Here is an 11,912-nt window from a genome sequence, read left to right on the forward strand (position 1 = left end):
CAGATTCGAGGGATGAGGCTGAAAAAAAGCGGACTACAATCGCCAGGTGCCGTGCTGAAGCACCGTACGGTAACCGTCTTTATCCTGAAAGGTGGCGCCGTTTTCCGCCCAGTAGGGATTAAACGATGTTACGCGCGTAAAACCTGCGCCGGCCAGGCTGAGGCAGCGTTGCTGCCAGTCCGCTTCACTGGGCAAATACAGCACCAGAAGATCCTCGGCTGTGGAAACCGGTTTGACGGGGTGATGATGGCATTGGGTAAATTCCAGATGCCAGGACAGTGTTTCGTCGCCCAGCATCACCCCACTAAATCCCTCGTGATCGGTGAATTCCCCGATGGGCATCAGGCCCAGGCCTGAACAGTACATTGCGCTGCTCTCGGCTAAATCAGTCACGGGTCGGGCGATACGCAATTGCTGAATCGTCATCTCTTTTCCTCGTCGGATAAACGCGTTATTAATACACCATTCAGAAGGCTTTCCCCTGAGGTTTATAGTGCATCTTCAGACCCCGCGTTTATTGCTCAGAGCTATGCGCCCTTCCGATGACAAGGATCTGTTCAGGATTTACGGTGATCCCGCGACCAATACGTTTAATCCGGCAGGCCCTTATCCTGACCTGGCTCACGCGCAAAAAGTGCTGGCCGACAGACTGCGATCCTGCCAGCGTTATGGCTATGACAGCTGGGCGATAGCAACCCAGGATGCACCGGATACCCTTATCGGTTTTGGTGGGCTGAGCGTTCGCCTTTACGGTGACGAAACCATCAATAATCTTGGCTATCGATTTGCCACCAGCGCATGGGGCAAGGGTTATGCTACGGAGCTGTCGCGCTTCGCGCTGGAGTATGGTTTTCGCGAACTGGGGTTGGATACGATATCAGCCCGGGTAAGACGCCATCATCAAGCCTCAATCCACGTGCTGGAAAAAACCGGGTTGCGATTTGTTAATGAGATTCATGATGTGGATAATGCGCCGCCCAGCCTGGTTTATGCGATCACACAACAAGAATGGCAGGCTGACAGAAGCAGAGAGTGCGGCTGATATTCTCGCTCGTTGCCTGTGCAATGACTTACAGCACCTTCCCTGACCATCATGCTGAAAGCGGCCTGTCGCAGTAAAGCTGTTCTTTTTGTTACATGCAACCGCCTGATGATTCTGTTCATCAACATCATGTTGATTAACGCGCTGATCCTGTATGGCCTGTTGCAGGCGTAATGGCGTAATGGCGTAATGTGGCTCTCCCTCGCGGGATGGCATCGACAAAGCGCATCTCTGTAAAATTTCCACTGACGCTGGTAAACCCGCTAATGGAACCGTCATGACTACGAACGGAATCGCTGTTTGCTGCGCTCGCTTCTCTCGCTATTCCTTATATGCTGAATATGCTGGTTACCCCGTACTTCGAGCCGGGTAACAGCGAATAATGTCAGAAGTAACAGATACGCTCCGCTGTAGGCAGAGCGTTAACTGGCGTCAGCATGTAAAAGCCCGGTTTTCAGGCATGATAACCTGGAGATATCATTTTTTGATGTCACCCACTGCGCGTGTTTCAGGGTTCCCCTGAACATCTCCAGGCCACGGCTCTGAACCTGTGCGTAATGTCGGTGTAAGATTGTGCCTCAGGAATTATGCAGCGGCACACGCGTTCAGCGTGAGGGAGATAAAGGGAAAAACAACGATTGGGATTCAGCCTGTGAGTCGTAGGGGATCAGTTCGCGGATTTACGGCCGAATAAAATACCAAGAAGTTCAAAATAGTGCTGCTCTTCTTCTGCACTTCCTGCCAGCTCCAGGCGACGGATAAGCTTGCTGCAAATGGCCGTGCGGTTCAGGCTTTTTCCTGCGCGAAGGATTTCTGACGCAATGCTTCCCAGCGTTTCCTGCTGGGTAGGCAAAGACGCACTGTCGAAATAACGTGCAATGGCGCTCATGGCGTCAGATTTGGATGAATTTTTGTACAATTTCAGCTCTGAGAAGGTGTTTTAAGGGGCTACAGTAATTTGTGTATAACGTTATAGACCTGATGGTCGGCTGTACAGCTGTATTTTAGGAAACGCTCGTTTTCTTTAGCAAAACGTGCTTTCGCGCAGCATGATTTCATCCTCTTGAGCAGAATCGTAAATGATCTCTGGCTTTACTGTGCAGGTAAACCTTGAACGAGTTCTGCGAAGATGAGCCATATTGTGTCAATACATCTGAATTATCGAATGTGTTATTGACTCACTGTAGACAAACAGCAACACTGTCTTCTGTTACCGAATCAGGAGTCAGCATGTCTCAACTTCAGCCTCTTCAGCTTTTCAAAAATTTCTCGGACGAAACACGGCTCAGTCTGGTGCTGCTGTTGCGCGAAAAAGGCGAGCTTTGCGTCTGTGAACTCACGTCAATGCTGAAAGAAAGTCAGCCTAAAATTTCCCGGCATCTGGCATTGCTCAGAGACAGTGGTCTGCTTATCGACAGACGTGACGGCAAGTGGATTCATTATCGGTTGTCACCACACATGCCCGCCTGGGCTGCTGCGGTGATTGAGCAGGCTTACCTGTGTCAGCGCGATGACATTCAGCAACTCAGCCTGCAGGCTGAAAGAAATAACACGACCACCAACGGCAAGCCTGTCTGCATTTAAAATTTCTCCAGACATATATGATTTTTCATATTTGTTTGCAGATTATCTTGAGTTCGGTTCAAAGGCATCAGATCCAAAGGAGAAAGTATGATTCTGGCAGGCGCTGTATTCGTCCTGACACTGGTGCTGGTTATCTGGCAGCCAAAGGGACTCAGTATTGGCTGGAGTGCGGTGATCGGGGCCGCGCTGGCGCTGCTGACCGGCGTGGTGCATGTCGGCGATATTCCCGCCGTCTGGCAGATTGTCTGGAACGCCACGGCCACATTTATCGCGGTGATTATCATCAGCCTGCTGCTTGATGAATCTGGCTTTTTTGAGTGGGCTGCCCTGCACGTTTCCCGCTGGGGAGGCGGCAAAGGCAGGCTGCTATTTACTTATATTGTTCTGCTGGGGGCGGCAGTGGCGGCGCTGTTTGCCAATGACGGGGCGGCACTTATCCTGACGCCGATTGTCATCGCCATGCTGCTGGCGCTGGGCTTCAGCCCCGGCGCCACGCTGGCGTTCGTGATGGCGGCAGGCTTTATCGCGGACACATCCAGCCTGCCGCTCATCGTCTCTAACCTGGTCAACATCGTGACGGCGGACTTTTTTAAGCTGGGATTCAGCGAATATGCGTCTGTCATGGTACCGGTAAATATCGCGTCCGTGGCGGCCACGCTGATTATGCTTCACCTCTTTTTTCGAAAAGACATCCCGGTCGCCTATGACCTGGCAAAACTGAAGGTGCCACGTGAAGCCATTCGTGACATGCGAACCTTCAAGGCCGGATGGCTGGTCCTGCTCCTGCTGCTGACCGGTTTTTTTGCCCTGGAGCCGCTCGGCGTTCCGGTCAGCCTGGTGGCAGCGGTGGCAGCATTTATTCTGTGGCTTGTTGCCCGGAAAGGGCACGTAATCGACACCCGTAAAGTGCTGAAAGGCGCGCCCTGGCAGATCGTCATCTTCTCGCTGGGGATGTATCTCGTGGTGTATGGCCTGCGTAACGCCGGACTGACGGATTATCTCTCGTCCGCCCTGAACGGGTTTGCAGAGCACGGCGTATGGGGAGCCACATTTGCTACCGGTTTCCTGACGGCCTTTATGTCATCGGTGATGAACAACATGCCCACTGTCCTGATTGGTGCCCTGTCCATTGATGGCAGCACGGCTGAGGGTGTGGTGAAAGAGGCGATGATCTATGCCAACATCATCGGTTGCGATCTTGGCCCGAAAATCACCCCCATCGGCAGCCTGGCGACCCTGCTGTGGCTGCATGTCCTGGCGCAGAAGAATGTCACCGTCAACTGGGGCTACTACTTCCGCGTGGGCATCATAATGACCCTGCCGGTACTTTTCGTCACGCTAGCGGCGCTGGCCCTGCGTTTGTCTGTTTAACCTTTACAACGGGACTGCGTCAGCGCAGCCCCGTAACGGAGTGCCATTGATGACTGACATCACCATTTATCACAACCCGGCCTGTGGGACGTCGCGTAACACCCTGGCGCTTATCCGCAACAGTGGCGCAGAGCCGACAGTGATTTTATATCTGGAGACGCCACCCTCTCGCGACGAGCTTAACAAACGGATAGCGGATATGGGGATACGCGTGCGCGACCTGCTGCGCAAAAACACAGTGCCGTATGAACAACTGGGGCTGGACGAAGATCGGTTCAGTGATGATGAACTGCTGGATGCTATGCTGGCTCATCCTGTCCTCATCAACCGTCCAATAGTCGTGACACCGCTTGGCACAAGGCTCTGTCGTCCGTCTGAGGCCGTTCTGGACATTCTGCCTGAGCCACAAAAGGGCGCGTTTACGAAAGAGGATGGCGAAAAAGTCATTGATGAGTATGGCAACCGGATCGGTCACTGATTTTTCAGCCTATTGGCGACAGCAAGGTGCTCTGCATCCGTGCCCTTCACATCCATCATGACACAGGTCCCCTGCAGCGTCGCAACACGAAGTCGATATGCCCGATACTTCGTGTTGCCACTTTAGAGCAAGCGCGGGTTTCTTACAGCGTTAAATAATCTCCGCCCTGTGTTGTTGTGCGTTATCGCGCAATGGAGTGCTGTCATCGGGCAGGCGCGACGTAATGACGGCTTGTGTGAGCAAGTGCCCGCGCGTTGCAATGGCCATAAGGCCCGGAACACCGGGCCAGCTGGATGAATTGGGAGATGACGTCAGACTCGAAATGCCTCAACCATTCCGCGCAGCGCATGCGCCTGTTCAGACAGTGACTGCGAGGCAGAAGAGGACTCCTCAACCAGTGCGGCGTTATTCTGCGTCACCCCATCCATTTGATTCACAGCGACACTAACCTGCGAAATACCTTGCATCTGTTCGGACGAGGCAAGGGAAATGGTATCCATAGTCTCAGCCAGTTCACTCACCATGCCAACCACTTTCAGGATACTCTCGCCTGTTGTTGAGGCGACAACCACGCCGCTTTGAACCTGATGAACGGCCTCTTCAATCAACACTTTGATATCTCGTGCCGCATTGGCACTTCGCTGCGCCAGGGTTCTGACCTCGCCCGCCACAACAGCAAAGCCCCGCCCCTCCTCACCGGCCCGTGCCGCCTCAACTGCCGCATTCAGCGCCAGAATATTGGTCTGAAACGCGATACTTTCGATGACGGAGGTGATGTCGCGCACTTTGGTCGCACTCACCGAGATATCGTGCATGGTTTCGGACATGCGCTTAACGTCTTCCTCGCCAGAGCGTGCCAGACTGGCGGTCTCGCGGGCTGATTCAGCCGTCTGCCGGGCGCTCGTCGCGTTCGTCTTAACCGTAGCAGTCAACTGTTCCATACTGGCCGCCGTCTCCTGAAGTGCGGCTGCCTGCTGCTCGGTGCGGGATGACAGTTCCGTGTTGCCTTGAGAGATCTCATCAGCAGCGAGCGCAACGGAGGAGGACGTATCCCTGATATGGGTCACCATACTGCGCAGATTCGTCTGCATGGCATTGAGCGAAGCCAGCAGGCTGGACGTATCATTACGTCGTAGTACGACAGGCGATGTCAGATTACCCGAAGCGATAGATGCTGCCAGCACCTGCGCCTGCGCCGGCTCTCCGCCAAGCTGGCGCATTAACGTGCGGGTAATAATCCAGCACGCCGCGATGGCGATGCCTAAAGAGACAGCCACCAACACCGACATCAGAATGGCCGTCTGGGATACCATTTCCCTCGCCTCTTTGACCGTTCTTTCACTGACCTGCATCTGGATTTCAGAAAGTTTATCCAGTGCGTTTAACATATTACGTTGTACCGGCCTCACTGTTTTCATCAGGTAATTGATCGTTCCCGACGGCGATTTGTCCATGGCTGTTTTACCCGCGAGGGTAAGCATATCCAGGGCTGTATCATCCGTTACCCGCAGATTTTCAAGTGCGTTTTTTCCTTCTTGTGAAACGTTGACTGCCATGCTGGTAACCAGCTTCTCTCGGTTCAGAATGTATTTTTCCTTTTGCGCCATCAGCCTGTTCCATTCCGGCTGTTTTTCCTTTTCGTCGGTTAACAGTGCGATGTTTCTTACCGCCACCGAGATGTCCCTGGCCGAGCTGCGCATATCCTGAATCAGGTTATATCGATACATTTTATTGTTTACCGCATTATCCATGTCATCGCGCGCCTTGAGCAGTGCGTGAAGTGCAATCCCTGTGCAGAGTAGAAACAGGATGATCAGCAGACTAAAACCGGCTGCGAGACGGGTGGCTATTTTCATATTATTTTCCTTTAGGGTTCTATACGTTGCTGTGTCGTACTGGCATTGCTGAAAGTATTCGCAGGTAATGAGGCTACGAATGAAGTTTTTCTCGTCTTAGTACCTTTAACGGCGGATCGGGAATTATTTATAGATTAGAATTGTGAGTTTATAGCGGACAAAACGGTCGGGACGATCAACCAGGGATGCAGATCCCAGTAGTTGTGCGGTTCTGACCATAACGAAGGCAGATTGAATATATTGTTATAAAAAGTTTCATAACGTGAAGGGACAATAATTTCAGCAAACGTTTTTTCTTTCTGCCATGCGTTTTGTAGTAAAGTCGCGAACAATCAATAAGATAAATCAGGGCGTCATCGCCTTCATCTTTATCCGAGTGAGATGAGCTTTTCAACCGATAAAAATCGGCACATGCTTTAATTTATCACTTTGATATAAAGGTCTTTTTAACACTCACTGTAAACGCCCAACATCATTCCCTTAAGATGGCGCTTCCGATGCTACCTGGAAAATTTAACTTCAGGTATTGCTAAAACAGGTGCGCGTACAATATTTATCAAGTAATTATTACCAAACCAACTTAACACAATTTTTCTGTGATGGATTTCTGAGCGAAGATAACAGTGAAATGCTTTTTTAAAGTAAACAAAAATGACGTTAAGGTTTCTTTAATGTCTTGACCGGAAAATGGGCGTTTTATTCTCCCAACGGACACATACGTAAATGGGCAATGCGCTTGAGACATACAATCAGGCTTTATTTCTGAAAATCAACGCCCTTCCCGGGACGACTGAATGGCTGATCGATTTTGGTATTTTCTGCGCTCAATACCTGATTTTTTTGCTGCCGCTTATTCTGCTTATCTACTGGTTTGCCGGTGGACGAGAGGAACGTGAAACCGCCTTGTTTGCGGCAGCAACGGCATTTACCGGACTGTGCCTGGGCTTCCTGTGCTCTGCTGTCTGGTTCCATCCGCGCCCGTTTATGATTCGTCTGGGTCATCTCTGGATTGATCACGTGGCGGACTCGTCTTTTCCCAGCGACCACGGTACGCTTTTTTTGAGTATCACACTGGCGTTACTGGCACGACGCAGCTGGATCGGCGGCATCGCACTGGCACTGATGTCAGCGCTGGTCGCCTGGGCACGTATTTTTCTGGGTGTTCATTTTCCATTAGACATGGCAGGCTCACTTGCGATGGCCGTTTTAGCGGTGTTGGTGACCCAACGCATGTGGCGACACAAGGGCGTATCACTGCTCTCTCTTTTTGAAGCACTATTACTATTGCTTCTCAGCTTTTTACCCTTGAAGCTTGTTCGCTGGTGCAACAGAAGATGACGGGTGCAGACGCAGAGCGCGCGTGAAACAGGGCGTTGAAGCGTATCCCGTGCCAGGATTGCTCTTGTAAGATGCGCGTTCAGCAGCGTCCTGCATTAACGCAAGCGTCAGAGAAAGGCCATACTGACCTGTTTTCAGGTCTGCTGACATCCGCCAAAACAGGCTTTATGTCATGTGCTACGTTCAAGGCGTCAGGCTAAAACTTGAACGCGTGGCGCCGGGCGCTCAGCACGCATCTGATTAACCGGGGCATCCCTTTACCCACCTCCTCGCCGTGGATTCAGAGCAATCCGAATGCCCTGTCAAAGACGCGCCGCGCTTAGTGGCGCGCCACCTGACCCTTTTCTGGCTGCACGTTAACAGCCAGCAGGGTTAAGCATGCTTTTATCACTCATCTACACTTTAGCCATTCATTCCCGGCAAGCCTCAGCGGTTTGCTTATGCAAAGGACGACACTATGACTGAACAATCGACAACAAATCACGCCTGGCTTTTGGCTTCACGCCCACAGGGTGAACCAACGGAAGATAATTTCCGTTATGTTGCGCAGCCAACGCCTGAGATCAAAGAGGGCGAGATTTTACTGCGGACGATTTATCTGTCACTCGACCCTTACATGCGTGGACGCATGGACGAGGGAAAATCTTACGCGCCACCGGCCGAGCTGGATCAGCCGATGGTGGGCGGTACGGTCTGTCAGGTCGTCGCATCAAAAAACGGTGAGTTTAAAGAAGGCGACTGGGTACTTTCACAGAGCGGCTGGCAGGAATATGCGGTTTCTAATGGCAAAGAGGTTGCCCGCCTGGATAACGATCTACCCCATCCTTCCTGGGCGCTGGGTATTCTCGGCATGCCCGGCTTTACGGCCTATATGGGATTAATGGATATCGGTCAGCCGAAAGAAGGTGAAACCCTTGTGGTTGCCGCCGCAACGGGTCCGGTAGGCGCCACCGTGGGCCAGTTAGGTAAAATGAAAGGCTGCCGCGTGGTAGGCGTGGCTGGCGGTGAAGAGAAATGCCGCCATGCCGTTGAAAATCTGGGGTTCGATGCCTGTATCAATCATCACAGTCAGGACTTTGAAGAGCAGCTGAAAAACGCCTGCCCGGACGGTATTGATATCTATTTCGAAAACGTGGGCGGTAAAGTGTTCGATGCCGTGTTCCCGCTGTTGAACACTGCCGCGCGCGTGCCGGTTTGTGGGCTGGTTTCCGCCTACAGCCAGAAAGAGCTGCCTGCCGGTCCGGACAGAACCTCGCTGATTATGGCAGGCATTCTGAAACGCCGTATTCGCATGCAGGGTTTCATTATTTTCCAGGACTACGGCGATCGCTATCCGGAGTTTCTGAAAGCCATGACCCCGCTGGTAGAGAGCAAGAAAATTCAGTATCGCGAGCACGTTATTGAGGGCCTGGAAAATGCCCCTAAAGCGTTTATTGATATGCTGAACGGCAAAAACTTTGGGAAAACGGTCGTTAAAGTGGCCCTGTAATCTCGCTCTGACTGGCAAAATGCAACGTCACTGACGTTGCATTTTTTTTATCAGGCCGGGCGGGAAACGTGATCTGCCGCCGCATTGTTGGCTTTAGCGACGGCGCCCGCGAGTTTATCGCCCTCGTTAAGCGCCTGACACAGCACGCCCATGAAGCAGTCGCCGGCGCCATGGGTGCTGACCAGCGTGACCTGACGGGCAGGAAAAGCCTGCGTTTCCCCTGCTTCGCTGAAGGCCACGCCGTGCTCTCCGGCAGTCACCACCACGCGGTCAAAACGCAGTGCCAGCTGTGCTGCAGCCTGACTGGCTGAGGCCAGATCGGTCACCGCGATGCCAGTCATATCCCGGGCTTCAACCCCATTCACCACCAGCAAATCAATGCAGCGCGCAAATTCGGGAGAGAGTGGCCGGGCCGGCGCCGCATTAATGCACACCGGAATCCGCTGCTGCCGCGCCGCCTGCGCCGCGACCAGATTAATGGCTTCCGGCACCTCATTCTGCAGCACCAGCATCGACACATCCTGCCAGAAACCGGCCTGCATGAACGGCTCGGCAGCGATATGTTGATTGGCGTTGGACACCACCACCGCGCCGTAATCGCCTTCAGCATCGGTAATGGCAACGCTCATGCCAGACGCCATATCGTCAATTTTCGTGACCGCGTCGGTATTCACCCCTGCCTGGCGCAGCGTTTTCAGCAAAAACGCGCCCTGCTCATCGGCCCCTACCGCACCAATGAAACGGACATCTGCACCTGCTTTTGCGGCCGCTATCGCCTGATTGCCACCCTTGCCCCCAAACTTGTAGTGGCAGGCGGTTCCCATCACCGTTTCGCCTTTTTCAGGCCGATGATGCGCATCAAGCATAATGTCGTAGTGAAGACTGCCGGTGACTGCAATTTTACTCATGCTCAGAATTCCCGTAGATCCTGAACCGCATGCTGGGTTTTCATCAGGTTTTTCTCCGCACGCGTTAAATCCTTTTTCGCGATGGCCACGAACAGCGCATCCAGTATATTCAGCTGGGCAATTCGTGATGCGGCATTTTCACCTAACAGATGCGATCCCTGAGAAGTTGAATTAAGTACCACATGCGCATGACGCGCAATAGGCGACTCGGCGTAATTCGTAATCACAATCACTCTGGCACCGTTACGTCCGGCTAATTTAACCGGATCGTTAACAGCACGCGTCGCACCGGAGTGACTAATCGCAATCACGACATCATCGTCAGATAACACGGCGGCAGACATCAGCATAATATGGGCGTCATCGTAGGCGGTGGACTTAATGCCGATTTTCAGCATTTTGTGGGAGAGATCGCGGGCAACCGTGGCCGATCCCCCTACCGCATAAAGATCAATATGACGCGCCTTAAAAATAATGTCTGCTGCGCGGTTAAATTCAGATACATCTAAAATCGACAACGTTTCTTCAATAGCCTGAATAGATGTTCTGAAGACTTTTGCCAGTAATTGTTCCGATGAATCATCGGGCTCAATTTCCGCATGTAAACCTGCCACTTCAGAGGCGTTATAATAAACTAAACTGCTTCTGAAATTCCTGAACCCCGTGAAGTTAAGCTTTTTGGTGATCTTAACTATCATGGCTTCCGATACGCCGTTTTCCTGCGCAATCTCTTTTAAAGACGTGTGTTCGGTGATATCCGTTCTGGCAATGATTGCCTCAATGACTCGCCGTTCTAACGGCGTCAGTTGGGGTAATCGCATACGAATTTGAGCGCCAATGGCTCGCGGATCTTGCTTCATTACTTGCCTCGGGTCGCTCGGTCAATCAACATCGCTATGATAATAATAAGGCCCGTAGCGAGCAATTGATAAAACGCCTGAATATTGAGCAAGGTCAGGCCGTTACGTAACGCCCCGAGAATAATCACGCCAATCAGGGTGCCAAAGATACTGCCTTTGCCGCCCATCAGTGACGCACCGCCGATGGCAGCGGCCGCAATGGCATCCAACTCCCACAGGTTGCCAATGGTGGGTTCCGCCGCACCCAGACGACCAATCAGAATCAGCGACGCCAGAGAGGCCAGCATGCCAGATATCACGTAAACGGTGACTTTGGTGCGTTTAACCGGCACACCTGCCACGCGGGCCGCTTCTTCATTACCGCCAATGGCCAGAATGTACTCTCCCAGCGGGGTTTTATTCATCACCGTCCAGAGGCACAGCGCAATCACGGCAACCACGACGATCGGCGTGGGCACGCCGAACACCGTGCCGTTGATCAGGCTACGGAACGACATGGGAATACCGAATACGGGATTACCGCCGGTGTAGATCAGCGCGATGGCACGAAACAGCGACAGGCCACCCAGCGTGACGATAAAGGGTTGCAGCCCGGCATAAGCGATAAGCGTACCGCTAAATATCCCGCTGACTGCGCCGACGCATAGCGTGGCCATGATGGCCAGCGGCACCGGCACGCCAGACACCATCAGCGTGGCACCCAATACGGCAGAGAGCGCAGCCGTTGGCCCAACCGATAAATCAATTCCGCCTGAAATGATCACCAGCGTCATGCCCAGCGCAATTAAGGCATTTATGGATGACTGCTGCAAAATATTGAGCAGATTCGGAACGGTAAAAAATACCGGCGACAGAAAAGAAAATGTCACCACAATAATCAGTAATCCAATTAACGTGCCGGCATCGCGCACATTGAATTTTAACAGCGGAGAGACGCGGCTCACCGGCTGCATGTTCGTTTCACTCGTCATGGTTATCGCCTTTAT

Annotated in this window: 12 protein-coding genes; 6 read left to right on the plus strand and 6 right to left on the minus strand. The window is 52.5% G+C overall.

Annotation, left to right across the window (positions count from 1 at the left end):
• Positions 1 to 33: 33 nt before the first annotated feature.
• Positions 34 to 426 carry a VOC family protein gene (locus tag GKC68_RS11280; RefSeq protein WP_058705752.1) on the minus strand — a complete coding sequence of 131 codons (393 nt, stop codon included), beginning with the start codon at positions 424 to 426 and terminating at the stop codon, positions 34 to 36.
• Between the two features lie 67 nt (positions 427 to 493).
• On the opposite strand from GKC68_RS11280, the gene GKC68_RS11285 reads away from it, so the two are divergent.
• Entirely contained in the window at positions 494 to 1,042 is a 549-nt protein-coding gene (locus GKC68_RS11285; protein WP_047715174.1) for a GNAT family N-acetyltransferase, read from the plus strand.
• A gap of 667 nt (positions 1,043 to 1,709) precedes the next feature.
• Here the strand turns inward: GKC68_RS11285 and ycgZ are convergent.
• A complete protein-coding gene (ycgZ, locus tag GKC68_RS11290) occupies positions 1,710 to 1,931 on the minus strand; it encodes a regulatory protein YcgZ (protein WP_033778093.1) in 222 nt (73 codons plus the stop codon).
• Positions 1,932 to 2,272: 341 nt separating this feature from the next.
• Here ycgZ and GKC68_RS11295 point away from each other — a divergent pair, with 341 nt between their 5' ends.
• The 3 genes from GKC68_RS11295 to arsC all read left to right on the plus strand — a co-directional run bounded on the left by GKC68_RS11295 (position 2,273) and on the right by arsC (position 4,475).
• Positions 2,273 to 2,626 carry a metalloregulator ArsR/SmtB family transcription factor gene (locus GKC68_RS11295; RefSeq protein ID WP_028724332.1) on the plus strand — a complete coding sequence of 118 codons (354 nt, stop codon included), beginning with the start codon at positions 2,273 to 2,275 and terminating at the stop codon, positions 2,624 to 2,626.
• A gap of 87 nt (positions 2,627 to 2,713) precedes the next feature.
• Entirely contained in the window at positions 2,714 to 3,997 is a 1,284-nt protein-coding gene (locus GKC68_RS11300) for an arsenic transporter (protein WP_264227814.1), read from the plus strand.
• Between the two features lie 49 nt (positions 3,998 to 4,046).
• Positions 4,047 to 4,475, plus strand: coding sequence for a glutaredoxin-dependent arsenate reductase (arsC, locus tag GKC68_RS11305; protein WP_047715172.1), 429 nt, complete (start codon positions 4,047 to 4,049; stop codon positions 4,473 to 4,475).
• Positions 4,476 to 4,786: 311 nt separating this feature from the next.
• Here arsC and GKC68_RS11310 read toward each other — a convergent pair whose 3' ends face one another.
• Positions 4,787 to 6,331 carry a methyl-accepting chemotaxis protein gene (locus GKC68_RS11310; RefSeq protein WP_264227813.1) on the minus strand — a complete coding sequence of 515 codons (1,545 nt, stop codon included), beginning with the start codon at positions 6,329 to 6,331 and terminating at the stop codon, positions 4,787 to 4,789.
• 723 nt (positions 6,332 to 7,054) lie between these two features.
• Between GKC68_RS11310 and GKC68_RS11315 the strand changes: the two genes are divergently transcribed.
• Positions 7,055 to 7,669, plus strand: coding sequence for an undecaprenyl-diphosphatase (locus tag GKC68_RS11315; RefSeq protein WP_264227812.1), 615 nt, complete (start codon positions 7,055 to 7,057; stop codon positions 7,667 to 7,669).
• Between the two features lie 457 nt (positions 7,670 to 8,126).
• On the plus strand, positions 8,127 to 9,158 hold the full coding sequence (locus tag GKC68_RS11320; RefSeq protein ID WP_058705759.1) for an NADP-dependent oxidoreductase: 1,032 nt from the start codon (positions 8,127 to 8,129) through the stop codon (positions 9,156 to 9,158).
• A 50-nt stretch (positions 9,159 to 9,208) separates the two neighbouring features.
• On the opposite strand, the gene GKC68_RS11325 is transcribed toward GKC68_RS11320, so the two are convergent.
• From GKC68_RS11325 to GKC68_RS11335, 3 genes are read right to left on the minus strand one after another with little or no spacing between them, the layout of a single operon-like run.
• The gene (locus GKC68_RS11325) at positions 9,209 to 10,066 is read right to left on the minus strand and encodes a PfkB family carbohydrate kinase (protein ID WP_028724338.1); all 858 of its coding nucleotides are present in this window, start codon (positions 10,064 to 10,066) and stop codon (positions 9,209 to 9,211) included.
• A gap of 2 nt (positions 10,067 to 10,068) precedes the next feature.
• Complete coding sequence (locus tag GKC68_RS11330) at positions 10,069 to 10,926, minus strand: MurR/RpiR family transcriptional regulator (RefSeq protein WP_028724339.1); 858 nt, start codon at positions 10,924 to 10,926, stop codon at positions 10,069 to 10,071.
• A complete protein-coding gene (locus tag GKC68_RS11335) occupies positions 10,926 to 11,897 on the minus strand; it encodes a ribose ABC transporter permease (protein ID WP_028724340.1) in 972 nt (323 codons plus the stop codon). The genes GKC68_RS11330 and GKC68_RS11335 overlap by 1 nt, the downstream gene beginning before the upstream one ends.
• Positions 11,898 to 11,912 lie beyond the last annotated feature (15 nt).

The sequence above is a fragment of the Pantoea sp. RSPAM1 genome, assembly GCF_038816185.1.
Classification (GTDB): Bacteria; Pseudomonadota; Gammaproteobacteria; order Enterobacterales; family Enterobacteriaceae; genus Pantoea; species Pantoea ananatis.

What these genes read in the sequence shown, in the direction of transcription:
- GKC68_RS11280 (WP_058705752.1), bottom strand. Translation starts at nt 426, where the DNA reads ATGACGATTCAGCAATTGCGTATCGCCCGACCCGTGACTGATTTAGCC.
- ycgZ (WP_033778093.1), bottom strand. Translation starts at nt 1,931, where the DNA reads ATGAGCGCCATTGCACGTTATTTCGACAGTGCGTCTTTGCCTACCCAG.
- GKC68_RS11295 (WP_028724332.1), top strand. Translation starts at nt 2,273, where the DNA reads ATGTCTCAACTTCAGCCTCTTCAGCTTTTCAAAAATTTCTCGGACGAA.
- GKC68_RS11300 (WP_264227814.1), top strand. Translation starts at nt 2,714, where the DNA reads ATGATTCTGGCAGGCGCTGTATTCGTCCTGACACTGGTGCTGGTTATC.
- arsC (WP_047715172.1), top strand. Translation starts at nt 4,047, where the DNA reads ATGACTGACATCACCATTTATCACAACCCGGCCTGTGGGACGTCGCGT.
- GKC68_RS11310 (WP_264227813.1), bottom strand. Translation starts at nt 6,331, where the DNA reads ATGAAAATAGCCACCCGTCTCGCAGCCGGTTTTAGTCTGCTGATCATC.
- GKC68_RS11315 (WP_264227812.1), top strand. Translation starts at nt 7,055, where the DNA reads ATGGGCAATGCGCTTGAGACATACAATCAGGCTTTATTTCTGAAAATC.
- GKC68_RS11320 (WP_058705759.1), top strand. Translation starts at nt 8,127, where the DNA reads ATGACTGAACAATCGACAACAAATCACGCCTGGCTTTTGGCTTCACGC.
- GKC68_RS11325 (WP_028724338.1), bottom strand. Translation starts at nt 10,066, where the DNA reads ATGAGTAAAATTGCAGTCACCGGCAGTCTTCACTACGACATTATGCTT.
- GKC68_RS11330 (WP_028724339.1), bottom strand. Translation starts at nt 10,926, where the DNA reads ATGAAGCAAGATCCGCGAGCCATTGGCGCTCAAATTCGTATGCGATTA.
- GKC68_RS11335 (WP_028724340.1), bottom strand. Translation starts at nt 11,897, where the DNA reads ATGACGAGTGAAACGAACATGCAGCCGGTGAGCCGCGTCTCTCCGCTG.